Annotated in this window: 21 protein-coding genes and 1 pseudogene; 10 read left to right on the forward strand and 12 right to left on the reverse strand. The window is 64.9% G+C overall.

The features are described from left to right. Window positions 1–6: 6 nt before the first annotated feature. The 12 genes from BLV07_RS16970 to BLV07_RS17025 form a co-directional block, all read right to left on the reverse strand. On the reverse strand, window positions 7–483 hold the full coding sequence (locus BLV07_RS16970) for an aromatic-ring-hydroxylating dioxygenase subunit beta (protein WP_091887573.1): 477 nt from the start codon (window positions 481–483) through the stop codon (window positions 7–9). Next, window positions 480–1,820 (reverse strand): aromatic ring-hydroxylating dioxygenase subunit alpha, encoded by a 1,341-nt coding sequence (locus tag BLV07_RS16975; protein WP_091887575.1) that lies wholly within the window; start codon window positions 1,818–1,820, stop codon window positions 480–482. The genes BLV07_RS16970 and BLV07_RS16975 overlap by 4 nt, the downstream gene beginning before the upstream one ends. An 18-nt stretch (window positions 1,821–1,838) precedes the next feature. Beyond that, the gene (locus BLV07_RS16980; protein WP_091887577.1) at window positions 1,839–2,789 is read right to left on the reverse strand and encodes a PDR/VanB family oxidoreductase; all 951 of its coding nucleotides are present in this window, start codon (window positions 2,787–2,789) and stop codon (window positions 1,839–1,841) included. 120 nt (window positions 2,790–2,909) lie between these two features. Continuing rightward, the gene (locus BLV07_RS16985; protein ID WP_091887579.1) at window positions 2,910–3,527 is read right to left on the reverse strand and encodes a flavin reductase family protein; all 618 of its coding nucleotides are present in this window, start codon (window positions 3,525–3,527) and stop codon (window positions 2,910–2,912) included. A gap of 235 nt (window positions 3,528–3,762) precedes the next feature. Then, window positions 3,763–4,887: a mandelate racemase/muconate lactonizing enzyme family protein gene (locus BLV07_RS16990; RefSeq protein WP_091887581.1), complete on the reverse strand. Its 1,125-nt coding sequence runs from the start codon at window positions 4,885–4,887 to the stop codon at window positions 3,763–3,765. Between the two features lie 44 nt (window positions 4,888–4,931). Further along, entirely contained in the window at window positions 4,932–5,969 is a 1,038-nt protein-coding gene (locus BLV07_RS16995) for a tagatose 1,6-diphosphate aldolase (protein ID WP_091887583.1), read from the reverse strand. Next, window positions 5,966–6,925: a sugar kinase gene (locus tag BLV07_RS17000; RefSeq protein ID WP_091887585.1), complete on the reverse strand. Its 960-nt coding sequence runs from the start codon at window positions 6,923–6,925 to the stop codon at window positions 5,966–5,968. The genes BLV07_RS16995 and BLV07_RS17000 overlap by 4 nt, the downstream gene beginning before the upstream one ends. Next, a complete protein-coding gene (locus BLV07_RS17005) occupies window positions 6,922–7,995 on the reverse strand; it encodes an ABC transporter ATP-binding protein (protein WP_091887587.1) in 1,074 nt (357 codons plus the stop codon). The genes BLV07_RS17000 and BLV07_RS17005 overlap by 4 nt, the downstream gene beginning before the upstream one ends. 6 nt (window positions 7,996–8,001) lie before the next feature. Next, window positions 8,002–9,006, reverse strand: coding sequence for a zinc-dependent alcohol dehydrogenase family protein (locus tag BLV07_RS17010; protein ID WP_091887589.1), 1,005 nt, complete (start codon window positions 9,004–9,006; stop codon window positions 8,002–8,004). Between the two features lie 7 nt (window positions 9,007–9,013). After that, window positions 9,014–9,841, reverse strand: coding sequence for a carbohydrate ABC transporter permease (locus BLV07_RS17015; protein WP_091887592.1), 828 nt, complete (start codon window positions 9,839–9,841; stop codon window positions 9,014–9,016). A gap of 4 nt (window positions 9,842–9,845) precedes the next feature. Continuing rightward, the gene (locus BLV07_RS17020) at window positions 9,846–10,733 is read right to left on the reverse strand and encodes a carbohydrate ABC transporter permease (protein ID WP_091887595.1); all 888 of its coding nucleotides are present in this window, start codon (window positions 10,731–10,733) and stop codon (window positions 9,846–9,848) included. A gap of 62 nt (window positions 10,734–10,795) precedes the next feature. Continuing rightward, a complete protein-coding gene (locus tag BLV07_RS17025) occupies window positions 10,796–12,097 on the reverse strand; it encodes an ABC transporter substrate-binding protein (protein WP_091887802.1) in 1,302 nt (433 codons plus the stop codon). A 192-nt stretch (window positions 12,098–12,289) separates the two neighbouring features. Between BLV07_RS17025 and BLV07_RS17030 the strand changes: the two genes are divergently transcribed. From BLV07_RS17030 to BLV07_RS17075, 10 genes and pseudogenes are all read left to right on the forward strand, one after another. After that, entirely contained in the window at window positions 12,290–13,330 is a 1,041-nt protein-coding gene (locus BLV07_RS17030) for a LacI family DNA-binding transcriptional regulator (protein ID WP_176945585.1), read from the forward strand. Between the two features lie 10 nt (window positions 13,331–13,340). Continuing rightward, a complete protein-coding gene (locus tag BLV07_RS17035) occupies window positions 13,341–14,075 on the forward strand; it encodes an SDR family NAD(P)-dependent oxidoreductase (protein ID WP_091887600.1) in 735 nt (244 codons plus the stop codon). 204 nt (window positions 14,076–14,279) lie between these two features. Beyond that, window positions 14,280–15,530, forward strand: coding sequence for an ABC transporter substrate-binding protein (locus BLV07_RS17040; RefSeq protein WP_091887602.1), 1,251 nt, complete (start codon window positions 14,280–14,282; stop codon window positions 15,528–15,530). Between the two features lie 119 nt (window positions 15,531–15,649). Further along, window positions 15,650–16,476, forward strand: a pseudogene (locus tag BLV07_RS17045) (helix-turn-helix domain-containing protein). Window positions 16,477–16,671: 195 nt separating this feature from the next. Then, a complete protein-coding gene (locus BLV07_RS17050) occupies window positions 16,672–17,682 on the forward strand; it encodes a branched-chain amino acid ABC transporter permease (RefSeq protein WP_091887604.1) in 1,011 nt (336 codons plus the stop codon). A gap of 1 nt (window position 17,683) precedes the next feature. Beyond that, entirely contained in the window at window positions 17,684–18,766 is a 1,083-nt protein-coding gene (locus BLV07_RS17055) for a branched-chain amino acid ABC transporter permease (protein ID WP_091887606.1), read from the forward strand. Continuing rightward, window positions 18,759–19,541 carry an ABC transporter ATP-binding protein gene (locus BLV07_RS17060; RefSeq protein WP_091887608.1) on the forward strand — a complete coding sequence of 261 codons (783 nt, stop codon included), beginning with the start codon at window positions 18,759–18,761 and terminating at the stop codon, window positions 19,539–19,541. The genes BLV07_RS17055 and BLV07_RS17060 overlap by 8 nt, the downstream gene beginning before the upstream one ends. Beyond that, on the forward strand, window positions 19,534–21,744 hold the full coding sequence (locus BLV07_RS17065; RefSeq protein WP_091887610.1) for an ABC transporter permease: 2,211 nt from the start codon (window positions 19,534–19,536) through the stop codon (window positions 21,742–21,744). Before BLV07_RS17060 ends, BLV07_RS17065 begins: the two co-directional genes overlap by 8 nt. Before the next feature lie 3 nt (window positions 21,745–21,747). After that, window positions 21,748–22,581, forward strand: coding sequence for a phosphoenolpyruvate hydrolase family protein (locus BLV07_RS17070; protein WP_091887612.1), 834 nt, complete (start codon window positions 21,748–21,750; stop codon window positions 22,579–22,581). A gap of 25 nt (window positions 22,582–22,606) precedes the next feature. After that, window positions 22,607–25,510: a flotillin family protein gene (locus BLV07_RS17075; RefSeq protein WP_091887614.1), complete on the forward strand. Its 2,904-nt coding sequence runs from the start codon at window positions 22,607–22,609 to the stop codon at window positions 25,508–25,510. The last annotated feature ends 2 nt before the right edge of the window (window positions 25,511–25,512 follow it).

The following is a 25,512-nucleotide window of genomic DNA, read 5'->3' on the forward strand; positions in this document are numbered from 1 at the left end:
ATGCACTCACATGAAGAGCTGAATGTTGCCGAACGGCGCGTCGAAATTGACGAGGTCGACGCGCTTGAGCTTGATCTTCAGGCCGTCGCCGACCTGCACGAGATCGTGTGATGCCCATCCCGAATAGCGCTCCAGCAGGTCGCCGCGCGTCTCGGTGTAGATGTAGGACGTGCGTGCCCTAAACACGCCGGCCGCAGCATCGCAGGCGATGATACGTGGCGCCTGAAGCAGATGGTGGCAGCGGCTCTTCGGCTTCTGGCTGAAGGTGCGTTCCCCGGCAAGGCGTTCAACCCGTACCTTGAGCAGCAGCAGATCCTCGTACATCAGGGAAGGCTGGAGTACTGGATCCTGCTGCTGCCATTCGAGCGGCATCCAATAGCGCCCTTCGGGATGAAACAGATCGAGCCAGCTCTGCCACTGCATGGTGTCGAGCAGCTCGGCCTCGCGATAGATGAAATCCGTGACGGCTTTCTCGTCGATCATTCCGCGACCTCGGCATGCTTGTCCATGCCCATGGTCATGAATTTGGCCCAGGCGTGAAACTGGTTGCGCATCTGCCGCTCGGACGTCCCGTTGATGACGGCGGTGACATCAGGCTGTTCGTCGGGCTCGTAGAGGCGGCGCAGATTGATCCACTGATTTCCGTTGGACTTCAGGCCTTCCTGCGCCCGCTCGTACATTTCGAGGTCGTCGTGCCCGACGATCGAGGTCGGCGCGTTGATGAAGCGGTTGTACATCAGGGCACGCTCGTAGAGCTTGTCGGGCGCGCCGACCAGACGATAAACCCAGCTCTCGACGAGCGTCCTGTCGACCGCGATCGGGATGAAATTGCGCAGGATCTGGACGGCGCCTTTGACCATGACGTTCGGGAAATAGACGGTGTTGTGCCTGATATCGCCGAGAATCTCGTGAGCCCGCGTCTCGCCATAGGCCGCGACCATCTGCTCGAGATAGCCGTCGACGTCGGAATAATTGGAATGGATCGAATTGGCAACGCCGGTGTGGCCATGGCCGTTGGGCCAGATCCTGATGCCGCTCTGCTCGTAGAATTCGTACGGGCTCATGAACGGGCCGTAGAGCTGCACCGCCATCGGTGTCTCCGTGGAATCGCCCTGCTCGCGTTTCCAGACCTTGACCGCGGTACCCGCCGAGCTCTCGTGCGCGACCATGGGATGACAGGTGTCGGTCTGGTTCTCGACCAGCATCTTCCAATTGCAGGTGTGCATATAGCGGATCGGCGCGGCCAGAACCTCGAGCTTGCCCTGTGGCGAGCGGTCGACCATGTTGTCGATGGTCGAAAGGCTTGGGCCGAAATAGTCCTCGAAGGACACGCCGGTCTCGCTCAGCCGCGCGAAGATGAAGTCGCGATAGATCGCGACGTTCTTTATTCTTGATAAGCCTTCATTCGCCTGGGTGTCGCCGAAACCGGTGCTCTCATAGCCCTTCTTCAAGGGGATCGCGAGCAGCGAGCCGTCGGTCCTGAACGACCATGCGTGATAGGGACAACGAAAGAACTTTCCGGCATTGCCGCAAGGCTCCGAGGCGATCTTGACGCCCTTGTGCGGACAACGGTTGTAGAAGACATGAATGGAGCCGTCGATATGGCGGCTGGCCATCACCGGCTGCCGGCCGATATTGGCGGTGATGAAATCGCCGGGCTTCGCCAACTGGCTCGCATGGCCGACACAGACCCAGCTGTTGGGAAACAGATGCGCCATCTCGAGCTCGAAGATCTCAGGATCGACGTAGACGTCGCGATGCACCTCCGCCTCGCGCACCAGCGCTGCGATCGACCGCGCATTTCCAGCGTATCCAGCCATGACGTTCCTGTCCTCGTCCTAGAGATCCAGCACCAGCCGTTCCGATTTTGCGCGCGACACACAGATCTGCATGACCTTGTTGGACGCCTTCTCGGCGTCGCTCAGGATGACATCGCGGTGATCGGGAACGCCTGCGATCACGCTGCACTGGCAGATGCCGCAATCGCCGCGCCGGCAGTCGGAGAGAACCTCGTGCCCCGCTGCTTCCAGCGCCTCGATGATGCTGCGATCGGCTGCGACGGTGATGATCTCGCCCGTCGATCTGAGCTCCACCTCGAACGAACGGTTCGGCGCGCCGGGCGGCTCCGCCTTGAAGCGCTCGTCGTGGATGCGATTGGCGGCAATGCCGCTGGCGAGAGCCGCTGCCTTCACCGCTTCGATCATGCCTGCGGGACCGCAGACATAGACATGGGCGTTCGCAGGCGCGCCGTGCAGCGCGGCGGCGATGTCCAGGCACGAAGCGTCGTTGTCGTAATGAACGGACAGGATGCTCGCACACACCGTCTCCAGTTGCGGCAGGAACGCCAGCAGACCCGGCGCCCGTCCGGCGTAGTGAAGATGGTGGGCAACGCCCCTCGCCTTGAGCTCGGCCGCCATGGACAGGATCGGCGTGATGCCGATGCCGCCGGCGAACAGCAGCGCAGGCGCACCGTCCTCATGCAGCGGGAAATTGTTGACGGGCTCCGAAGCCGTCACGACATCGCCGATCTCGAGCGCATGCATGAAGGCCGAGCCGCCGGTCGACGTCCGCTCGCGCAGAACGCCGAGCGCGAGGACTCCCTCGGGCAGGCCCGGCAAGGCCATCAAGGAGTAAGGCCGGTCTCCCCCGCTTGGCAGCGACACGCGGATATGCGCACCCGCCTGCCATCGCGGAACCGCACCGCCCTCCACGCCGAACAGAAGGCTTCGGATCGTCGGCGTCTCCGCCGCGACCGACTGCACCTTGAGCCTCAGCGGATGCGCGTCCATTGGCCGGGTCTTGCAATATATGAATTTGCATATTTTTAGACATATAATAATTTGGATGTCAATCGCCTGCTCGGGTCGACAGGCGCTGGACCCCAACCCGAGGCCTCGCGCCGGCCGGCCCTATTCGATCGGCGCCGGCCGCACCAGCTGGAAGAGCTCACGAGGCCTCGCATACCAGCCTGAGCCGTGCATGCGGGCAATGAGGTCGAGGCTGACCGTATCGATATGGCCTCGGCGCGCGTCGATCACGAACTGCTCGGCCACGTGAGCGCAGACGATCTCGCCGATCACGGCGATTTGCCGGGGCCCGGTCTCATGGACCGAGAGGGAGCGACATTCGAACGCAACCGGGCATCCCTTGATGAGCGGAGGCGAAATCATCTGCGCGGGGAGCGTCTCCAGCCCCGCAATCTCAATCTCGTCGATCTCGGAGGGAGCATCGACCGCGGTCGCGTTCATCGCTTCTGCCATCTGGTGCGGCACCAGGTGGACGGCGAACTCACCCATCTCGACGATATTCTGCGCCGTGTCCTTCAAACCTCGCTGCGGATGACGCAGCAAGCCGAGCACCACCGTCGGCGGCTCATGCCCGAGAACGTTGAAGAAGCTGAAGGGCGCCGCATTGGCGATCCCATCCCGGGACCTCGTCGTCACCCACGCGATGGGTCGCGGCGTAACGGTCGCGGTGAGGATCTTGTAGCGGATATCCGCCGGAAGCTGACCCATATCGAAGAGCATCGGTCCCCCAATTGCGCACGCGAACGGAGCTGACGGCTGAGAAGTTACGCCCCGCAGCCAAATGCGAGACGTTTTATTTGGTCATATACATATGACGAGGTCAAATACGCGCGCGACGGCATCAGCCGCTGTCGTGATGCCCTTATACCCTTCTGCCGAACTTCACGTCCCTATCCGCACCGATCTTCGACCAGGCCAGATCATGATCGCGGCCATCACGATACGAGTCTCTTATCTAAGTGGTGCGATGACGCTCGATAGATGAAAGATCAGGCGACACTCCGAGTCCCGGGCCTTCGTCCAATTCAATCATGCCTTCCGTCACGTTGAGGACCGGGCCGCAAAACAGATCGCGCAATGGATTGTCGTTGGCGTCGACTTCCAGCCAGCCATCACCTCCGATGCCGGCGAGAAGATGCGCGGATGCAAGCAAGCCGAGGCCTCCGCCGAGATAGTGCGGGCAAAACGTCTTGCCCGCCTTCAGAATGTCGCGCGCCAGTGGAGCGCAGACACTGAGGCCGCCCCATTTCGCAATATCGGGCTGAACCACGCCGAGCACGTCTTCGGCCAGCACCTCCTTGAAGCCTTCGACGCTCGAAATGTTTTCGCCGGCGGCAATCGGCATCTTCCCTGCGGCGCGCAGTCTGCGCCATTCCTCGCGCGGCCGATCGGCGCGAATCGGCTCTTCCAGCCAGCGCAGATCGAACTCGGCAAGCCGCGGCAGCATCTCCATCGCCTGCGTGAGTGACCAGCCCTGATTGGCATCGCTGGCAAGCATGCCAGCGCCGACGATCCCACGCAGCGCGGCCAAATTGGCGAGGTCGGTCTCGGCGCCGAAGCCAACCTTCAGCTTCAGCGCGCGATGGCCGCGCTTGAGCGCGGCCTCCGCCGTCTGCACGGCACCGCCGGGATTGATGCCGCTGGCATAGACCTTGATCTTGCGTGACTGACCGCCGAGGAGCCGCCACAACGGCAAGCGTCGGCGGCGCGCGGAGAGATCCCACAGCGCCAGATCGATGCCCGAAATCGCCTGCGCGAACGGACCGGGTTCACCGCATTGAAGCGCCAGAACTTCGGTGCCCTTGGTCAGCGCCTCGAAGGCCTGGCCAGGACCGTCGAACTTGCGTCCGACGAGGCCGGGGGCGAGCACCTCGTTGACGAGCCGGGCGCGATGCTCGGCGCCCGGAGCTGGAAAATTGGACCAGGCCTCACCCCATCCCTCGACGCCGTCTTCGTCGACGGCGCGAACGAAGACGGCGGGACGGTTGAGCATCTTGCCGAACGACGTCACCACCAGCGTCGCCAACGGATAGCGATAGCAGAACGCCTCGATCGAGCGGATGGTGAAGCTGTCAGTCATGTTGCGGATCCTGCGATCGGGATGAACCACGCAGAGCCACTATCTCAATAGGCGCGCGCGAAGTCACCTTCCTGCTTGATATCAGTGAACACCGGAAAGCGCGCCTTCCACGGCCTGCCCTTGGCCGTGGTCAGCTTGTTGAGCCGCTCCAGCACGCCGAGGCCGTCCTTGCGCAGGCTCGCCGACACCGCCGCGCGGTCCGGAAAGTTCTTCAGGACGGCATCGAGCCAGATGGTGCGGCCGGCGAGGAAGCCGCCCGCTCCCGCCGCATAGGCGAAGTCGAGGACTCGCTCGAACTTTTCCGGTGCAGCGCCGCCCGACAGCAGCACCCACGGGATGCTGCGCTCGCGGCAGATATCCCCGATCGCATCGAACTCCTTCTGTGCGGCCTTCGCTTCCGCGCTGCCGTCGCGGGCCGGCAGGCTGCCCGCCGCAAGCGGGCTCTCCAGCTTGAGGAGATCGACGCCATATTCGGGCTTGGCGAACTCGCGCACGCTGTCGATGACAAGGCCCGGCAGCTTGCCCGGCGATTCCACATAGTCGGCGGTATGATTGGCGCTGCCGAGGAACGGATAGACCAGCAGCTCGAGGACATAGGGAATGTCGTGACGGGCGCAGTCTTCGCCGATCTCGCGCACGAAACGCTTCTGGTGCTCGTTCACCGCAGCGTCGGCATCCGGCCGGTACCAGGCCAGCACCTTGACGGCGTCGCCGCCCATGGCGCGGATCTTCTCGACGCTCCAATTGGTAATCGCGCGCGACTTGCGGCCACCCGCCGTTTCCTCGACGCGGTGCTCCTCGAGAGTCATGATCAGGCCGCAGCGCGGCGGCAAGAGATCGATCGCGGCGGGCACGGCAAAGTTCGGGTCGAACAGCATCGAGCTGCAATGCGGCGCGAGGTTCTCGACGAGAAGACGCTTGGCCGCCGTGACATCGGAATATTCGACCTGATCCCGCGTGATGCCCTTTGCCTTGGCGATGGCGTCGAACAGTGGCGGCCGCTGGTCCAGCGCGACCATGCGAAAGTGGCCATCCGCGTCAGCCAGCCGTGCCAGGCCGCGGTTCTTTCCGATCGTTCTCATGGCTTCGTCCTCATGAATGCAAGACACTCGTTGATATCGGGGATTCCGTTGCGGCCGCCGGCGTGGCGGCATTTCATAGCGGCTGTCGCCGCCGAAAACGCCATGGCGGCGCGCACATCGAGGCCGCCGCCGATCGCAAGCGCATAGGCGCCGTGAAAGACGTCGCCGGCGCCCGTGGTGTCGACGACTTCGACGGCATAGGCCGGCTGCCGATGCGACTGGCCGTTCTCGTACCAGCTCACGCCTCCTTCGCCGCGCGTGACGGCGATGACCCGGCAGCCGAAGCGCGCGAGCGCCGCGAGAGAGTCATCCTTGGCCGAGCCGGCAAAAGATGTGAGCGCGGGCTCCGAGAAGATCGCGTGGTCGGTCAGCGGCAGCAGCCGCTCGAACACCTCGGCGTCGGCCATGTCGCCGTCGAGCACAGTCGGAATGCCGCGCGCGCGGGCTTCGCGGAACAGCGTCGCTGCGCCCTCGACCCAGCGCGGATCGGCCAGCACGGAGGATGCGCGCGCGACGGCTTCGAGCGGAAGCCAATCCGCGGCTTCCGGAAAGAGCCCGCGGAAATTGACGATCTGCCGCTCACCGGAACTGCCGACGATGATCCCGGAGACGGACGAGCGGCCGTCGGGAAACAGCCGAAAATTCTCGACATCGACGCCTTCGATCGTGAAGGCCGATTTCATCTCATGGCCGGCGGCGTCATTCCCTGCCCGCCCCCAGAACGCGACGGACGCGCCGAGCCTTGCTATCGCGACCGAAGCGTTGGCAGCCATGCCGCCGCCAAGCGTGCCGTAACCTGTGGCCTTGATCTTCTCGCTTTGACCCGCGAACAGGCGATCGACACGCCAGACCTGGTCGAGCGCCGACAGACCCAGGCAGATCACGTGCACGGACCTGGCCCTAGACGCCACGTCCGCCAGCGCCGAGAGATCACCGATGTGCGCGGATGCACTCACCGCAGGACCTGTCCGTTGGACGCATCGAACAAATGCGTCTTGCCCGCTAGCGGACGAAGGCTGAGACGATCGCCAACCTTCGGCCGCAGCGATGGATCGACCCGCGCGATCGCGGAGGCGCCGGCGAGATCGAAATGGATCAGCGTATCCGAGCCGAGCGGTTCGACCAGCTTGACGTTGATGGCAAGACCGTCGGCGGCATCCGTGGCCACGGTGAAATGTTCAGGGCGGATGCCGAGAACGGCATTGCCGGCCTGACGCAGGCGGCCTGAGGCCTCGCTGTCCAGCGGCACTGCCGTTCCGCCTTGCGAAAGAAGCGCACGCTCCTGGCGCCACTCGACCGGAAAGAAATTCATGGCGGGCGAACCGATGAAGCCGGCGACGAACTGGTTGGCGGGCCGCTCGTAGACCGTCTCCGGCGTGTCGTATTGCTGGATCGTGCCGCTCTGGAGCACAACGATCCGGTCGGCCATGGTCATGGCTTCGATCTGGTCGTGCGTGACGAAGACCATGGTGGTCTTCAACTCCTGCGACAGTGCCTTGATCTCGGCCCGCACCTGCCCGCGCAGCTTCGCGTCGAGATTGGACAGCGGCTCGTCGAACAGGAAAGCCTTGGGATTGCGCACGATGGCGCGGCCCATGGCGACGCGCTGGCGCTGGCCGCCCGACAGTTCCTTCGGCTTGCGGTCGAGATATGGCTCGATGTGCAACAGCGCCGCGGCGCGCTTGACACGCGCATCGATCTCCGCCTTCGGCACGCCACGCAACTCCAGCGCAAACGACATGTTGTCGTAGACCTTCATGTGCGGATAGAGCGCGTAGTCCTGGAACACCATCGCGATGTCGCGCTGCGCGGCCTGCACGCCGTTGACACGCTTGTCGCCGATGTAGAGGTCTCCCGACGAAATCGGCTCGAGCCCGGCGATGATGCGCAGCAAGGTCGACTTGCCGCAGCCCGACGGGCCGACGAAGACGACGAATTCATGGTCCGCGATCTCCAGGTTGAGATCGGGGATCACGGTGAAATTGCCGTAGCGCTTGACGAGATTGCGGATCGAGATCGAGGCCATGATCGCTCAGTCCAGCGCCAGAACCGGCTTGATCAGCTCGCCCTTGGCGAAGCGGGCGAAATTCTCGGGCAGAGCCGACAGGCCGAACTCGCCATCGACGAGGACGCGGTATTCGTCCTTGTACTTGCGCAGCAGCTCGACATTCGGCTCGAAATCCGAGACCGGGAAATAGAAGGTCCGGATCATGTAGAAATCCTTGCGGCGGAACACCTTGCCTTCCTCGATGGTCCAGGGCGCGGCGTTCTCGCCGACCAGCACCAGGGCGCCGCGCGGCAGCACCAGCTCGATGCCGAGGTTGCGCGCCGCATGCGCGCCGGAGCACTCCATGATGAGGGCAAAGCGCCTGGAGGTATCGCCGACGGCGTGCGCCTTCGCGCCGAAGGATTGCGCGATCTTGAGGCGCGCGGCGTTGGGATCAGCGACATAGACGTCGTCGTAGCCGAGTGCGCGGAGCGCCAGCACGACGCCGAGGCCGACGGGCCCTGCCCCCATCACGAGAACCGGTCCGGCTTCGGCCGGCGGCACCACACGGCCGACGAAGCGCACGGCGTGGCCGGACGTGCCGATGGTGTCGAGCAGCAACGGCGCAAGGCTGTCCTCGATATCGTCGGGCACCGGCAGCAGGCAGTTTTCCGGCACCGGCACATATTCGGCATAGCCGCCCGGCCTGTTCCAGCCGATCAGGCTGGAGACTTCCAGGCACATCTGGGTATCGCCGCGCATGCAGGCCGCGCAGTGATCGCAGTGCAAGGGGATATAGACGGCGCAGCGCCGGCCGTGCAGGCGATGACCAGGCTGCTCGACGACGCCAAAAATCTCGTGGCCCGCGGTGAACTCGGCGCCCTTGTGCCAGAGCTTGAAGTCCGAGCCGCACAGCGCGGTACGCGAGACGCGCACGAGCACCTCGCCGGTGCCGACATCGGGCATCGCAACACGCTCGATGGTGATGCGGTCGTTGCCGTGAAAGACCGCGGCCTGCATGATCGAATTGGGACGAGGTGACAAGTTCATCAGATACCTAACCTTTCACCGCACCGAGCGTCAGTCCGGACACCAGCCAGCGCTGCACGAGAGCTGCCAGCACCAGCGGCGGCAACGCGATCAACGTCGCCGCGGCCATCAGCGCGCCCCATTGCGTCGAGCCCTCGCCGATGAAGTTGAAGGCCGCCGCGATCAGCGTCTTGGTGTCGCCGTTGGAGAGCACCAGCGCAAACAGGAAATAGTTCCACGAGAACACGAAGGCGAGGATCGCCGCGACGGCGACGCCGGATGCCACCAGCGGCAGCGCGATGCGCCAGAGGATACGCGTGACGCTGCACCCATCCACCTGCGCCGCCTCGAACACGCTGCGCGGGATGCCGTCGAACGACGGCAGCAGGACCCAGATCACGATCGGCAGCGTGATCACCGCGTGGCTGAGGATCAGCGCGGTGTAGGAGCCGATCATGCCGACCTGCCGGAACATGACATACCATGGCAGCAGAAACAGCGTGCCGGGCGCCATGCGGGCGGCCAGCGTCAGGATCGCCGGCCACGAAATCCGGGTCCAGGAGACCGCGAAGGCGGCGGGGATTCCGAACAGCAGCCCAAGCGCGGTCGAGCCGACGGTGACGATAAGGCTGTTGAGCGCATAGCTCAGGAACGGCGTGGTCTTGGTCAGCTCGACATAGTTGTCCAAGGTCGGCATGAAGATCAGCGTCGGCGGATAGGCGGTGACCTCGAAGGACGGCTTGAATGAAGACAGCACCATCCAGACCGTTGGCGCCATGATGATGATCCCGGCCAGCACGAGCTGCACCAGGTTGAGCCAGCGGATCCAGCGATCGGTATTGGCAGCGTCCGTCATGGCGTCACCAGGCGACTGCGCCGCGCAGGCGGTTGAAGGCGAGTACCGCGCCGAACACGATCGCCGTCAGCGTCAGCATCAAGGCGCTGGCATAGCCGATGTTGAAGAATTCGAAGCCGACCCGGAAGCCGTAGATATTGAGCGTATTCGACGCGTTCCCCGGACCGCCCTGGGTGGTGATGTAGATGATGTCGAAAAAGCGCAGGAGATCGACGCTGCGCAGGATCGCCGCGGTGACGATGGTGGGCAGCAGCAGCGGCAGCGTGATGCGCTGAAAGGTCCTGAACGGGGATGCGCCGTCGATCTGCGCGGCCTCGTAGACGCTCGGCGGCAGCGATTGCAATCCACCCAGCACGATCAAGGCGACGTAAGGCGTCCACTGCCAGCTGTCGATCAGAGCAACCGTCGGAATGACAAGTGACGGCGAGGCCAACCACTCCGACGGCGGCAGACCGAACGCTTGCAGGATGTAGTTGGCCGCCCCCAGCGAGGGATCGAGGATCACCAGCCACATCATGCCCGCCACCACCGGCGGCATCATGAACGGCGAGATGAACAGCGAGCGCACGATCCCCGGCAGGCGCTTGGCGTGAAACAACACCAGTGCGAGCCACACGCCGAAGACGAGCTGCAGCACCAGTGACAGCACATAGAGCGCGATCGTGACCCACAGCCCGTGCCAAAACTCGTAGTCGGAGACGAGCTTGGAATAATTGGCGAGGCCCGCGAAGGACTGCTTGCCGGTCGAGGAGAAATTCTGGAAGCCGAGCCAGACCGTATAGACGACGGGAAACGCGATCATCGCGACCGTGAAGATCACGGCCGGCGCCGAAAGCGCCGACATTTCCAGCTTTTGCCGGTCCTGCGTGAGTGTCGCAGCCGCATCAGACATGCGTGCGTTTCCTTGAGAGTGACGAGGTGCCGGCAGGCAGCAGGCCTGCCGGCATCAAGCGATTACTTCTGGGCGATCAGCGCATCCAGCGCCTTGTCGGCATCCGCGCAGGCCTGGTCGATCGGCTTCTGCTTCAGGATAAGATCCTGCACCGCCTGACCGATGAACTCGCGCGATTCCGGGTTCGCAACGATGGGATAGCCGACCTCGGACGAGCCCTTGGTGGCGAGCACGTCGAGCGCGGCCTGCCATTCCTTGCGGACCGGCTCCTCGTCGATCCACTTGCGATAGTCGGGATCCTTGGCGACGGACGGACGCGGCGGGGCAATGCCCTGGAGCGCCATCTTCTTCTGCACCTCGGGGCTCGTCGCCCATTGCACGAAGTACCAGGCCGCCTCCGGCTGCTTGCTGTGCGAGGACACCGCCATGCCCCAGCCGATCGTGGTCGGCACCTGGCCGGCCTCGCCCGCCGGGAACGGCAACAGGCCGGTGTCCTTCAACCGCGCACCGCCTTCCATCACCGTGCGCAATTCATTCGAGGATTCGAACGCCATCGCGGCGCGGCCGCCGCGGTAGAGCGCCGAAATCTGCTGGAAGCTGTAGTTGACGACGCCGGGCGGTCCGAAATCGCGCAGCAGCCGGCTATAGGTGTCGAGCGCCTCCTTGCCCTTGGCCGAGCAGAGGTTCGACTTGCCGCCGGCAATGTAGCTGCCGCCGATATTGTGCAGCATGTTGCTGAAGGTGTAGGCGACCGCGGGCTTGAGACCGCGCGAGACGAACGGCGTCACCGCACTGTCGCAGGTCTTGATCTTCGCGGCGGCTGCTTCGACCTCCTTGATGGTCTTCGGCGCCTCAAGGCCGCACTTCTTGAAGATGTCGGTGCGGTAATAGAAGATCGGACCCTCGATGTTCATCGGCATGCTGGTCAGCTTGCCGCCGAACGTCGCGGCCTTCAGCAGCGCCTGGCTCAGCCCTGCCGGATCGTATTCCTTGGCCACCTCGTTCTTGGCCATCGCGGTGAGATCGCCGTACCAGCCTGCGGCGGCGAACTGCTCGCCCTCGCGCGAGGGCAGCGTCATGAACGCATCGACCTCGTCGCTGTTCGCATTCATGACGGTGACCAGGCGCTGGCGCATCTGCTGCTCCTGATAGCCGTCGACCCTCAGGGTCATGCCGGTCAGCTTCTCGAAATCGGCCTTGTAGGTCAGCAGCGCCTGCGCGACCGGATTGTTGTTGGCGAGAAAGGTGACGGTCTTGCCCTTGAACTTCATCCAGTCGAAATCGGCCGCGTGCGCCTGCGCACTGGCCGCCGCAATCGCGAGAACGGGCAACGCGACATGGGTCGCGAGCATCCTAGCCTTCATCGAACTCTCCTCCCGGCTGGCCGCCTTAAGCTGGCGGACCTTTTTGAACACGTTTGAGCACCACTTGAAAACGGTTACAATCTAGACCTCACATCCACGGTGTCAAGCGATGGACAGGCGTCACAATCTGCGGCAGATTTGCATCATCTTCGTGACTTCACGGCTCACCACGCAGGATGTAACGTTACATTCATGAGACTGACCAACGCCAAGTCCGTGAAACAGGGCATCCGCGCCGTGGCGGCCCGCGCCGGCGTGTCGACGGCGTCGGTCTCGCGCGCTCTCAACAATCCCGATGCGGTGAGCCCATCCCTGCGTGCGCGCATCGAACAGGCCATCGACGCGCTCGGTTACATCCCGCATGCGCCGGCGCGCATCCTGTCGTCGCGGCGCTCGCGCACCCTCGGCGCGATCGTGCCGACGATCGACAACACGATGTTCGCGCGCGGCATCGCCTCGCTCCAGCAGTATCTCTCCTCGGTCGGGTACATGCTGTTTCTCACCACGAGCGGATATGATCTCGATGTCGAATTGCAACAGGCGCGCAACCTGATCAGCCGCGGCGTCGACGGCCTCGTGCTGCGCGGCGATTGCCATCACGACGGATTGCGCAAGCTGCTGGCCGACAACGCGGTGCCGTTCATCAATGTCGGCATCTACCAGCCCGACCGGCCCTACCCCTGCGTCGGCACGGACAATGAGGCAGCCGCCCATCGCGCCGCCGCGCATGTCATCGAACTCGGCCATCGCCGCATCGGGATCGTCTCGGCCCTCCAGCGCAACAACGATCGCGCCAGTGCCCGCGTCGCCGGCTTTCGTCGTGCGCTGGCCGAAAACGGGATCGAGCTGCCGCCGCAATGGCATGTCGAGGTGCCCTACACGCTGGACGACGCACGCGAGGCGGCGCGCTATCTCCTCAACCTCAAAGACCGTCCGACGGCCGTGGTGTGCGGCAACGACGTCATCGCCTATGGCGTGTTGCTCGAGGCGGAGCGCGACGGGTTCTCCGTGCCGCGCGATCTTTCGGTGGTTGGCTTCGACGACCTCGACTGGAGTCGCCATTTGCGGCCGAGCCTGACCACGATCCACGTCCCGACCGCAGAAACCTGGCAGCGCGCCGGAGAATATCTGGTGCGCAGCCTCGCCGGCGAGCAGACCATCATGCATCGCGAGATCGACTTCTCGCTGGTGGTCCGCGAATCGACGGCTCCGCCTCCGAAATCCCTGAAGTGAGACAGTCCCGATGAATTCGAATTTCTCCCTCGCAACCGGCTTTCATGCCGTCGTGATCGGCGGCGCCGGCGACATTGGCGCGGCGATCAGCAACCAGTTTTGCGACCTCGGCGCGTCGGTGACTGCAACGGGCGCGAACGAGGCCGATCTTGCCCGCACCCTGCTCAAGCCACGCACCAGGCTCACGCTCGCGACGCTGGATGTCACCGATGATGCCGCCGTCACGTCCTTCGCGCGGCAGCACACGCGCGTCGACGCGCTGGTCAACTGCGCCGGCATTCTCGCACGCGACAAGGAATTCGAGATCGAGACCTTCATGAAGGTGCTCGACGTCAATCTTACCGGCACGTTCCGGACCTGCATGGCGTTCCACCCCCAGCTCGCGGAGACGAAGGGCTCGATCGTCAACATCGCCTCGATGAATGCGACGCTGGCGCTGCCGCGGATTCCCGCCTATTGCGCCAGCAAGGGCGGCGTCGTGATGCTGACCAAGGCGCTGGCTTTGAAGTGGGCCGACGAAGGCATCCGCGTCAATGCGGTGGCGCCCGGCTATATCGAAACGGCGATCAATGCCGCCGGCCGCACCGACCGTGCCCATTATCAGCGCATTGCCGACCGGACCGCGTTCAAGCGCTGGGGACAGCCGGAGGATATCGCCGGAGCCGTCGCCTTCCTGTGCATGCCGGCTTCACAATATGCGACCGGCACAGTGGTCGCGGTGGACGGAGGATTCCTCGCGGGATGAACCTGCACCCGCGACCTGTTGCACCGCGAAACTATTTGCGCCGCAACATCCAAAATGAGACTGCCCGTCAAGCCGAACGAGGCGTCCGCGCATGCACCGCATGCGACTTCGGCTAGCCTCCCCGTCAAATCCGCGAGCCCTTCGAGCTGCGGGCGCAGCGCCGGTCCGGCGTGGCGACAAATCGACGACACAGGGAGGAGCACAATGTCGAAATGCAGTGTGGGGCTGCTGGCGCTGAGCAGCCTGTTTCTTTCAGGCGCCGCGATCGCGCAGGAAAAGATCAAGGTGGGGGTGACCGCAACGCTCGAAGGCACGTACACGGTGCTCGGCGAGGACGGCATGCGCGGCCATCAGACCGCCCTCAACGTGCTCGGCAAGAAGGTCGGCGACAAGGAACTCGAATTCATCGTCGCCTCGACCGACGCAACGCCGGACTCCGCCGTGCGCGCCGTGCGCAAGCTGATCGAGCAAGACAAGGTGCAGATCCTGCTCTCACCGCTCTCCGGCGACGAGGGCATCGCGGTGAAGAATTTTGCGAAGACCCACCCCGAGCTGACCTTCATCAATGCGGCCTCCGGCGCCCAGGAAACGACCTATGTCGATCCGGCCCCGAACTTCTTCCGCTACAACATGGACGGCGCGCAGTGGCAGGTCGGCCTCGGCAAATACGCCTATGAGGAAAAGAAGTATCGCAAGATCGCAACCGTCGGCGAGGACTACTCCTTTATCTACACCCAGGTGTTCGGGCTGGTGCTTGAGTTCTGCGGCATGGGCGGACAGGTGACCAACCGGCAATGGGTGCCGCTCGGAACGAAGGATTTCGCCTCCGTCATCGCCGCCCTGCCCGACGACGTCGACGCCATCTATCTCGGGCTTGGCGGCGCGGATGCCGTAAACTTCCTCAACCAGTACCAGCAGGCCGGCGGCAAGGCACATCTGATGGGCGGTTCCATCATGATCGACCAGACCATCCTGTCGTCGAAGGGCAACGCCAAGAATGCGCTGATCGGCACCATCGCCGCGAGCGGCCAGGCCGATACCTGGGAGGATCCGGGCTGGCAGAAGTTCGTGAAGGCCTATCAGGACGCCTTCCCGCCCAACAAGCGCTTTCCAAGCCCGTCGCTGCTCGCGACCAACTATTATGGCTCAACCATGGCGCTGATCCTCGCGCTGCGTCAGGTCAACGGCGACCTTTCCAACAACCAGGCGAAGTTCAAGGAAGCGCTGGCGAAGATCGAGCTCGATGCGCCGAACGGCAAGATCAAACTCGACTCCAACCGCCAGGCGATCGGCACCAACTTCGTCACCGAAGTCGTCGATGACGGCAAAGGCGCGCTGTTCAGCAAGGTCGTGAAGGTGATCCTGAACGTGAACCAGACGCTCGGCTATGATCCGGCCGTGTTCTCCAAGATCGGGTTGCCGGGCCGCACAGTACCGGAATGTAAGAAGTACTGACGCATCACGCCTGCGCAGGCGGAGAGCGACTTGCTGACGCGGTCGCTCTCCACTCTTGCAATCTCGTCGGCGTTGTTGAACGCTGGCCGAAAAGACAAGAACATTCGGGAGGGGAAGGCATGAGCCGTGCGCTCGCCGTCTTCCACGGCCGCTTCGGCCGGGCGACGGTTTATCAGTTGAACCGCCCTTTCAATATTCACGCCCATCGTGAAGGTCATCTGATCTTCCATGTCGGCGGCATGCCGGCATGCATCGATGTCTCCAACGGGCATTATGATCTCACCGAATCCTCCGTGGTCGCCGTCAATCCATGGGAGCCGCATAACTTCCTGCCGGCCGATCTCGACGGCGGCGCGATCTTCTTCGTGCTGTACGTCAATGCCGAATGGTTTGCGCCGGATGCATCCGGCTCCGACCGCATGCGTTTCGGCCGCACCCAGTTCAGGCGCACGCCTGCGCTCGACAAGCACATCAGGCGGACCGCCGCGCTCGTGTGCGGCGCACCATCGCTTTCCAGCCTCGATTCCGAGCTGCGGCGGCTGATCGACATCTGCTACGACGAAAGCTGGCAGCAAGCTGAGATCGCGCGCGATGCGCGCGCCAATGGTGCCGTGACCGACTTCCGTGTGCGCAAATGCATCAGGCTGATGTCGGAGAGTCCCGGAGCCGAGATGGAGCTGGATACGATCGCGCGGGAATCCGGTCTGTCTCGGCCGCATTTCTACGGCTGTTCCGGGTCCAGACCGGCGTCACGCCGAACCTCTATCTCAACACGCTGATCATGGAACAGGCGCTCGAAGCGCTGGTGGCGAGCGAGGCGCCTATTGCCGATATCGGCTTCGATCTCGGCTTCTCCTCGCAAAGCGGCTTCACCCGCTTCTTCGCCGCCAATGTCGGGATGGCTCCGACCGATTATCGTCGCGCGGCCAAGGTTTTGCGCGCCTGAGCTCTGCGCGAAAAGATACTCACGATCAAACGTCCTCCTCGCAGCCCGGCTAGGATGTGGGCAACGCGATCCCGCTAGAGGATTGCGAGTCCAGGGAGGACGTTCGCCCATGGCGAGGTACGCAGCCGCTGCGAGGCTGTCTGACCTACACTCGATGAGCCTTCGGCGTGCCGCCTGGGCGAACGGGCGGCGCACATGAGCCGCTTTGTCGAACGCCATCCCGCCTGGGCGCTGATCGCAATCATTGCCATTGCCCTCGGGCTCTGGCTGATCTTCGCGGTCTGGCCGCCGGGCCTCGAAGAGGCCATCGGCCGCAAGCGTGTCTTCCTCAACGCCGTCTTCAACGGCATCACGCTCGGAGGGCTCTACTTCCTCGTCGCCAGCGGCTTCACGCTGATCTTCGGCCTGATGCGCAACGTCAATCTCGCGCACGGCTCGCTCTATCTTTTCGGCGGCTATGTCGGCTACGCCATCAGCGCCTCGACCGACTCCTGGATCCTCAGCTTCATCGTCGCCTTCATCCTGACTGCCCTGGTCGGCGTCCTGCTCCAGGTGATCGTGTTCCGCCGGATGGAGGGACAGGATCTCAGGCAGACCATGGTGACGATCGGGCTTTCGATCGTGTTCGCCGATCTGATGCTGTGGGCCTGCGGCGGCGACTTCTATCAGATCCAGACGCCGAACTGGCTGATCGGCCCGGTGGAGCTGCCACTGATCACTGCGATCAAATCCTCGGGCGAGCCGGTCTATCTCAGATATCCACTGGTGCGGCTCGTGATCTTCGCCGCTTCCGTGATCATCGGCGTAGCCATGTGGCTCGCGCTCAACCGCACCCGGATCGGCATGATCATCCGCGCCGGCGTCGATGATCGCGATATCCTTGCCGCGACCGGCGTGCGCATCCAGCTCGTCTTCGTGCTGGTGTTCGCCTTCGGCGCAGGACTTGCCGGCATCGCCGGCGTGGTCGGCGGCACCTTCCAGTCATTGTCGCCCGGCGAGGACATCCGCTTCCTGCTGGCTTCCCTCGTCGTCGTGATCGTCGGCGGCATGGGCTCGATCCCCGGCGCCGCGCTCGGCGCACTGATCATCGGCCTCGCCGAACAGCTCGGCTCGGTCTACATCCCAACCTACGCCATCGTCGTGACCTTCCTGATCATGGTGCTGGTGCTGGCCATCCGGCCGCAAGGCCTATTGGCGAGGCGCTGAGATGTCGCTCGCCCACGATGCCCGTGTTGCCGTACGCCCCGCCACGATGGCGCAGCGCCCGGCGCGGACATGGCCGGAGGTCAACAATCCCGCGGCCTGGATCGTCGCGGTCATTCTCCTGATCATGCCGCTGATCGCCAACGGCTTCTTCCTGATCGAGATCTTCGCCTCCACCTTGATCCTTGGCACCATGGCGCTGAGCCTGATGTTCCTCGCCGGCTATGGCGGCATGGTCAGCCTGATGCAGCTCACCATTGCGGGATTCGCGGCCTACATGGTCGCCGTGTTCGGCGTCAGCGGCAATGCCAATATCAGCCTGGGCTGGCCGTGGTGGCTCGCGGTCCCGATGGCGCTGGCGCTGGCGACCGCCTTCGGCACGCTCGGCGGCGCGCTCGCGGTCCGCACCGAGGGCATCTACACCATCATGATCACGCTCGCGATCGGCGCTGCCTTCTACTATTTCACCAACCAGAACTGGGCGATCTTCAACGGCCATACCGGCATCAACACCGTGGCCACTCCGCACTTCTGGGGCGTGAACTGGCGCGCCGACATTCCCTTCTATTACGTCGTGCTCGCGGTCGCCGCGCTCTGCTATTTTGCAGTCGAATATCTCTCCCGCGCTCCCTTCGGCCTTGCCCTTCAGGGGGTGCGTGACAATCCGCGGCGCATGGCTGCGCTCGGCTTCAACGTCAATGCGCACCGCGTTGCGGCCTACGCCTTCGCCTCCTTCGTGGCCGCGCTGGCCGGCGTGCTCCAGGTCTGGAATTACCGGCAGATCTCGCCGGGCTCGGTCAGCGTCGGCGCCTGCATCGACGTGCTGATCATTGCCGTCGTCGGCGGCATCACGCGCCCGATCGGGCCTTTCATCGGCGCGCTGATCTTCGTGCTGCTACGGACCTTCGCGCTCGACTTCCTGGTCAGGCTTGGGCTCGACGGCAACCGCTTCCGCCTGCTGATCGGGCTCGGTTTCCTCGCCATCGTGTTTTGGTCCTCGGACGGCGTCATCGGCCTATGGCAGCGCTGGCGCAACCGTCAGCGCCGCGGCGCGGACCGTTCCGGCGGAGGGCGCCGCCATGGATAGCGTCGCCCAGCGCCTCTCCGCCGTGGGTGCCGGCGCCGCGCTGGAGCTGCGTGGCGTGACGCGCCTGTTCGGCGCGCTGGCAGCGCTGACCGACGTCACCATCACCGTGCGCCCGGGCGAGCGGCGCGCGGTGCTCGGTTCGAACGGCGCCGGCAAGACCACGCTGTTCAATTGCATCACGGGCGACTTCCCGCCCTCCTCCGGCACCATCCGCTTCTTCGGCGAGGACGTCACGCACTTCCCGCCCTATGAACGCATCCGGCGCGGGCTGCGGCGGACCTATCAGATCTCAGCGCTGTTCCCCGGCCTCACCGTGCAGGACAACGTCTATCTCGCCTGTCGCGGCGTCTCGCGCGGGCGCTTCTCGTTCCTGCGCCCGGGGCAGAACGATGCCCTGATGCATGCGGCGGACAATCTCGTGCAGGCCGTCCATCTGGCCGCCGTGAAGGACCAGCGCGTGGCCGAACTCGCGCACGGCCAGCAGCGCCAGCTCGAGATCGCGCTCGCGCTCGCGGGCGCACCGCGCTTCGTCCTGTTCGACGAGCCGGCGGCGGGCCTGTCGCCGACCGAACGGGCCGAGCTGATCGAGATCCTGACCTCGCTGCCGGCGCATATCGGCTACATCATCATCGAGCACGACATGGACGTCGCCTTACGCGTCGTCGAAAGCGTCACGATGATGCACAACGGCCGCATCTTCAAAGAAGGCCTGCCGCAGGAGATCCAATCCGATCCCGAGGTGCAGGAGCTCTATCTCGGAGGCGGCCATGAATGAGGTCCGCCGCAGCAAGGCCGCGCTCGAGGTCCGCGGCCTCGATGTCTACTATGGCCACTCGCATGCCCTGCAAGGCGTCGACCTCACCCTGGAGAGCGGCGTGTTCTCCGTCGTCGGCCGCAATGGCATGGGCAAGACCACGCTGTGCAAGGCGATCATGGGTCTGGTGGGCGTGAGCGGCGGCTCGATCCGCGTTCGCGGCGAGGACATCACGCGGCGGGCACCGGCGCAGATCGCCCGGCTCGGCGTCGGCTATGTGCCGCAAGGACGCCGTCTCTGGCGCTCGCTCAGCGTCGACGAGCACTTGCGGCTGGCCGGCGGCCTGCGGCCCGGCGCCTGGACTGTCGATCGCATCTACGACACCTTCCCGCGTTTGGCCGAGCGCAAGGATCACGGCGGCGGCCAGCTCTCCGGCGGCGAGCAGCAGATGCTGGCCATCTCGCGCGCGCTGCTCACCAATCCGCATCTCCTCATCATGGACGAGCCGACCGAAGGCCTCGCGCCCGTCATCGTGGCGCAGGTCGAGGAGATGCTGCTGCGGTTAGGAGAGGACGGCGACATGTCCGTGCTCGTGATCGAGCAGAATATCGGCGTCGCCACCGCGATCTCGCGCAACGTTGCGATCATGGTCAACGGCCGCATCAACCGCATCATCGACTCCGCCCGCCTCGCCGCCGACCGCGAGCTCCAGCAACGCCTGCTCGGCGTCGGGCTCCACGCCGAGCTCGAGCCGGATGTCGACGTCGGCACGTCCGCTGACGATCCCAAGCCGGCACCGCCGCCACGCCGCGACGGACCGATCCGCATCTACATCTCCAACCCGACGCTCCCGACCCGATGGTCGCAACCGGTTCCGATCGCCCGCATCCAGGCCGCAGCGCGCACACTCTCGACAAAAATCGCGCGGCTTGACGAGACGGCGCGGCGCAAGCGCGAGCCGCTGGCGGCGCAGGCCTCCGGCCCACCTATGGTGCTGGTCGTCGGCACGCTCGACACCAAAGGCCAGGAGCTGCGCTTCATCCGCGACATCATGGCGGAAAGCGGCCTGCGCACCCGGCTGGTCGATGTTTCGACCAGCGGGAAACACTCCAGCTGCGATGTCTCCGCGCAGGAGATCGCCCTCAACCACGGCCGCGGCGGCGCGGCGGTGTTCGGTCCCGATCGCGGGGCCGCCGTGACCGCGATGGCTGATGCCTTCGCCAACTGGCTGCGGCGCCAGGGCAATGTCGCCGGCGTGATCTCGGCCGGCGGCTCCGGCGCGGCGTCGCTCGTCGCCCCGAGCATGCGCGCGCTTCCCGTCGGCGTGCCCAAGCTGATCATCTCCTCCATCGCCTCGGGCGATGTCGGGCCCTATGTCGGCCCCGCCGACATCACGATGATGTACTCGGTCACCGACGTGCAGGGGCTGAACTCGATCTCGCGGGCGGTGCTGGCCAACGGTGCCAATGCGCTCGCCGGCATGGTCAAGGCGCGGCTCGATGCGCGCGCCGCAACGGCGCGCGAGGCCGGCGGCCTGCCCTCGGTCGGTATCACCATGTTCGGCGTCACCACGCCCGCGGTGCAGAGGATCGCAGCGGAGCTGCGCGACGATTTCGAATGTCTCGTCTTCCATGCCACCGGGGTCGGCGGTCGCTCCATGGAGAAGCTCGTCGACTCCGGGCAGCTCGCCGGGGTCATCGACCTCACAACCACCGAGATCTGCGATCTGCTCATGGGCGGCGTGTTTCCCGCGACGGAAGACCGCTTTGGCGCCATCATCCGCAGCCGGCTGCCCTATGTCGGCTCGGTCGGCGCGCTCGATATGGTCAATTTCGGCGCGCCCGAGACCATTCCCGAACGTTACCGCGGCCGCAAGTTTCACGTCCACAATCCGCAAGTGACGTTGATGCGGACGACCGCCGAAGAGAACGAGCGCATGGGCCGCTGGATCGGCGAGCGGCTCAACCAGATGGACGGCCCCGTGCGCTTCTTCCTGCCCGAGGGCGGCGTGTCCGCACTCGACGCGCGCGGCCAGCCATTCTGGGATCCGGACGCCGATGCGGCGCTGTTCCGCACGCTGGAGCGCACGGTGCGCCAGACCGGCAACCGTAAGCTCATTCGCGTGCCGAAGAACATCAACGATCCCGAGTTCGCCGCCGCCATTGTCGGTGCGTTCCGGCCCCTGTTCGGCCGCGCCGGGGCGCGCCGAAGAGTAGCGAGGTGACCGATGGCGAGGTTTGAACGCGCAGCGCTCCTGAAGACCTTTCGCGACATGGCAAGGCGCGGTGAGCCGATCGTCGGCGGCGGCGCCGGCACCGGTCTGTCAGCCAAGTGCGAGGAAGCCGGCGGCGTCGATCTCATCGTCATCTACAATTCCGGCCGCTATCGCATGGCCGGCCGCGGCTCGCTCGCGGGTCTGATGGCTTACGGCGATGCCAACGCCATCGTGCTCGAAATGGCGAACGAAGTGCTGCCCGTGGTCGCGAGAACGCCGGTGCTGGCGGGCGTCAACGGCACCGATCCATTCCGCGACATGGACTTGTTTCTCGACCAGTTGAAAGCGCTCGGGTTTGCCGGCGTCCAGAACTTTCCGACCGTCGGCCTGATCGACGGCACGTTCCGCGCCAATCTCGAAGAGACCGGCATGTCCTATGCGCTGGAGATCGACATGATCGCCAAGGCGCACGACAAGGACATGCTGACCACCCCCTACGTGTTCAGCGAGAAGGAGGCCGCCGCGATGGCGATCGCCGGCGCCGACATCATCGTCTGTCACATGGGCCTGACGACCGGCGGCGCCATCGGTGCGCAGACCGCGCCAAAGCTCAAGGACTGTCCCGCGCAGATCGACACCTGGGCGTCCGCTGCGCTCAGCATCAATCCGGACATCCTGGTGCTGGCTCATGGCGGCCCGATCGCGGATCCCGCCGACGCCGATTTCATCATGAAGAACACCCGTCATTGCCACGGCTTCTACGGCGCCTCCTCGATGGAGCGACTGCCCGTGGAGCGGGCGCTGACGGAACAGGTGCGTCAATTCAAGGCGATCGGCGCGCGGTAACGCCGAAGGTACGAGGGAGGAAAAGATGTCGGGGATATTGGTCGGTGAATTGATCCTCTGGCTGATCGTCGCGATCGTCGTGATCGTGGTTGGCGTCTACATCGTGAACTGGCTCTACCACCGCTCCTCCAAGGAGATTTCGTTCGTCCGGACCGGCTTCCTCGGCGAACGCGTGGTGATCAATGGCGGCGCCTTCGTGCTGCCGTTCATCCACGATTATACGCCCGTGAACATGAACGTGCTGCCGATGGGCATCGTCCGCTCCAGGCAGGACGCCGTGATTACCCGCGACCGTATGCGCGTCGACATCGAGGCCGACTTCTACGTTCGGGTGCAACCGACCCGCGAAGCGGTCTCGATTGCGGCCGCGACGCTCGGCCGCCGCACCATGGAGCCCGAGCAGCTCCATGCGCTGCTGGCCGGCAAGTTCATTTCCGCGATCCGCTCGGTCGCCTCCGAAATGACCATGGAGGAAATGCACGAGCGGCGCGGCGACTATGTCGCCCGCGTCAAGACCAATGCCGCCGAGGCCCTCGCCCAGAACGGCCTCGAGCTGGAATCGGTCGCGATCACCGATCTCGATCAGACCGACCTGGAGTTCTTCAATCCCTCGAACCGGTTCGACGCCGAAGGCCTGACCCGCCTGATGGAGGATATCGAGGCCAAGCGAAAGCTGCGCAACGACATCGAGCAGGATTCGATGATCAAGATCCGCTCGCGCAATCTGGAAGCCGAGCGACAGGCGCTCGAGATCGAGCGCGAGAGCGAGACCGCACGCCTCGAGCAGGAGCGCGACATCGAGATGCGCCGCGCTCTCCAGCGCACGGAGGTTGCCCGCGAACGCGCGCTCCGCGAGACCGAGGCGGAACAGGCGCAGATTTCCGCCCGCGAAGCCATCGAGCGCGCCCGCATCGCCAATGACCAGGCGATCGCCGAGGCCCGCATCGCCTCCGAGCGCGAGACCCGGCAGAAGGAGATCGAACGGACCCGCACCATCGAGGAGAAGGAGCTGCTGGCACGCGAGGAGATCGAGAAGACCCGGATCGCCAACCAGCGCTCGATCGACACCAGCCGCATCGCTTCGGAGCGCGAAGTCCGCCAGCGCGAGATCGAGCGGATGCGCACGGTCGAGGAAGCCGAGATCGCCGCGCGCGAAGCGATCGAGAAGGCGCGGATCCAGCAGGACCGCGTCGTCACCGATGCCCGCATCGCCAACGAGGAAGAGACCAGGCGCCGCGAAATCGAGCGCACGCGTGCCGTGGACGAGGCCGAGATCGCCGCGCGCGAGGCGACGGAAAAGGCCCGCATCGCCCAGACCATGACGGTCAATGTCGAGCGCATCTCCTCGGACGAACGCACCCGCGCGCTCGAGATCCAGCAGGTGCGCACCATCCAGGAGGCCGAGATCGAAGCCCAGCGCGCGGTCGAAGCCGCCCGCATCGCGCGCGAGCGGACGCTCGCCGCCGAGCGCATCGCCGCCGAGCAGAACACGCGGCAGCTGGAGATCGAGCGCAACCAGGCGTTGGACGTCGCCGGCATCGCCGCGCGCGAGACCACCGAGGCGACGCGGATCGCGCAGGAGGAGCGCGTGCGCTCGCTGGAGATCGCCCGCAACCGCGCCGTCGAGGAGGCCGATATCGCCTCGCGCGAGGCGATCGAGGCAGCCCGTATCGCCCAGGAGAAGGCGGTTGCGGCCGAGCGCATCCAGGCCGAACGCGACACCCGCGCGCTGGAGATCGAACGGACCGGCGTCTTGGAAGCGGCCGAGCTGAAGCGGCGTGACGCCATCGAACGCCAGCGTATCACGGTCGATCTGGCGCTCGAGGCCGAACGCATCAATTCCTCCAAGAAGCGCGAGGTGCTCAACATCGAGCAGAAGAAGGCGATCGAGATCGCCGATGAGGACCGCGTCATCGCGCTGTCCACCAAGAAGTCCGAGCGGATCGACGCCGACCGCCAGGTCCGTCAGGCCGAGATCGTCGCGCGCAAGGAGGTCGAGACCACCGACGTCTCGCGCGAGCAGGCGCTGGAAGCCGCCCGTATCGAGCGGCGGCGCGCCATCGAGCAGCTCGAGGTCGCTCGCGTGCAATCCTTGCAGGAAGCCGAAATCGCCTCCCGCGAGGAGGTCGAGCGCGCCCGCATCGCGTCGGATCGCGGCCTCGACGAAGCCCGAATCGGCCGCGAGCGCGAGCTGCGCAAGCTCGAAGTCAATCGCGAAAAGGACGTCGAGACGGTCCTGATGGAAAAGGCCATCGCCATCCATCAGAAGTCGCTGGAGGAGTCGGCGGCTCGCGCTGCCGCCGAGGAAGCGCGCATGCGGGCGACTGAAGCCGCCGAGCGCGTGGTCACCGCGCGCGAGAGCGAGATCGCAAAACGCCGCAAGACCGTCGAAGTGCTGCTCGCCGAGAAGCAGGCCGAGGAGACCCGGATCGCCGCAGAAGCCGAGCGCGTGCGCGCCGCGGTCGAGGCCGAGGCGCAGCGCATGCTCAACGAGGCCGAGAACGTGCTCACCGACCAGGCGCGCTACTCGCTGTTCCGCAGAAAACTGCTCGACCGCATCGAGGGCATCGTGCGTGAGAGCGTCAAGCCGATGGAGAAGATCGAGGGCATCCGTATCCTCCAGGTCGACGGTCTCAACGGCAACGGACACGGAAATGGCAATGGCGGCCGCAGCGCCACCGACGAGGTGATCGATTCGGCGCTGCGCTACCGCGTCCAGGCGCCGCTGATCGACTCGATCTTGTCGGACATCGGCGTCGAGGGCGGCAGTCTTGCAAAGATGCCGGGCCTGATCCGCGAGGCCCGCGACATGCAGGGCATCAAGGATTCCGCGCGCAAGAGCGGTGGCGGCGACAAGCCGGCGACCGCCCCGCCTGCGGCCGAAGGCGGTGAGCCGCCGGCCGAGCGCGGGCCGAGAAAGAAGAGCTGAGG

Source organism: Bradyrhizobium sp. Rc2d, assembly GCF_900099855.1.
Lineage (GTDB): Bacteria > Pseudomonadota > Alphaproteobacteria > Rhizobiales > Xanthobacteraceae > Bradyrhizobium.

What these genes read in the sequence shown, in the direction of transcription:
- BLV07_RS17055 (WP_091887606.1), top strand. Translation starts at nt 17,684, where the DNA reads ATGTCGCTCGCCCACGATGCCCGTGTTGCCGTACGCCCCGCCACGATG.
- BLV07_RS17020 (WP_091887595.1), bottom strand. Translation starts at nt 10,733, where the DNA reads ATGTCTGATGCGGCTGCGACACTCACGCAGGACCGGCAAAAGCTGGAA.
- BLV07_RS17035 (WP_091887600.1), top strand. Translation starts at nt 13,341, where the DNA reads ATGAATTCGAATTTCTCCCTCGCAACCGGCTTTCATGCCGTCGTGATC.
- BLV07_RS17025 (WP_091887802.1), bottom strand. Translation starts at nt 12,097, where the DNA reads ATGAAGGCTAGGATGCTCGCGACCCATGTCGCGTTGCCCGTTCTCGCG.
- BLV07_RS16980 (WP_091887577.1), bottom strand. Translation starts at nt 2,789, where the DNA reads ATGGACGCGCATCCGCTGAGGCTCAAGGTGCAGTCGGTCGCGGCGGAG.
- BLV07_RS16985 (WP_091887579.1), bottom strand. Translation starts at nt 3,527, where the DNA reads ATGCTCTTCGATATGGGTCAGCTTCCGGCGGATATCCGCTACAAGATC.
- BLV07_RS16975 (WP_091887575.1), bottom strand. Translation starts at nt 1,820, where the DNA reads ATGGCTGGATACGCTGGAAATGCGCGGTCGATCGCAGCGCTGGTGCGC.
- BLV07_RS16990 (WP_091887581.1), bottom strand. Translation starts at nt 4,887, where the DNA reads ATGACTGACAGCTTCACCATCCGCTCGATCGAGGCGTTCTGCTATCGC.
- BLV07_RS17065 (WP_091887610.1), top strand. Translation starts at nt 19,534, where the DNA reads ATGAATGAGGTCCGCCGCAGCAAGGCCGCGCTCGAGGTCCGCGGCCTC.
- BLV07_RS17010 (WP_091887589.1), bottom strand. Translation starts at nt 9,006, where the DNA reads ATGAACTTGTCACCTCGTCCCAATTCGATCATGCAGGCCGCGGTCTTT.
- BLV07_RS17015 (WP_091887592.1), bottom strand. Translation starts at nt 9,841, where the DNA reads ATGACGGACGCTGCCAATACCGATCGCTGGATCCGCTGGCTCAACCTG.
- BLV07_RS16970 (WP_091887573.1), bottom strand. Translation starts at nt 483, where the DNA reads ATGATCGACGAGAAAGCCGTCACGGATTTCATCTATCGCGAGGCCGAG.
- BLV07_RS17070 (WP_091887612.1), top strand. Translation starts at nt 21,748, where the DNA reads ATGGCGAGGTTTGAACGCGCAGCGCTCCTGAAGACCTTTCGCGACATG.
- BLV07_RS17030 (WP_176945585.1), top strand. Translation starts at nt 12,290, where the DNA reads ATGAGACTGACCAACGCCAAGTCCGTGAAACAGGGCATCCGCGCCGTG.
- BLV07_RS17040 (WP_091887602.1), top strand. Translation starts at nt 14,280, where the DNA reads ATGTCGAAATGCAGTGTGGGGCTGCTGGCGCTGAGCAGCCTGTTTCTT.
- BLV07_RS17005 (WP_091887587.1), bottom strand. Translation starts at nt 7,995, where the DNA reads ATGGCCTCGATCTCGATCCGCAATCTCGTCAAGCGCTACGGCAATTTC.
- BLV07_RS16995 (WP_091887583.1), bottom strand. Translation starts at nt 5,969, where the DNA reads ATGAGAACGATCGGAAAGAACCGCGGCCTGGCACGGCTGGCTGACGCG.
- BLV07_RS17060 (WP_091887608.1), top strand. Translation starts at nt 18,759, where the DNA reads ATGGATAGCGTCGCCCAGCGCCTCTCCGCCGTGGGTGCCGGCGCCGCG.
- BLV07_RS17050 (WP_091887604.1), top strand. Translation starts at nt 16,672, where the DNA reads ATGAGCCGCTTTGTCGAACGCCATCCCGCCTGGGCGCTGATCGCAATC.
- BLV07_RS17075 (WP_091887614.1), top strand. Translation starts at nt 22,607, where the DNA reads ATGTCGGGGATATTGGTCGGTGAATTGATCCTCTGGCTGATCGTCGCG.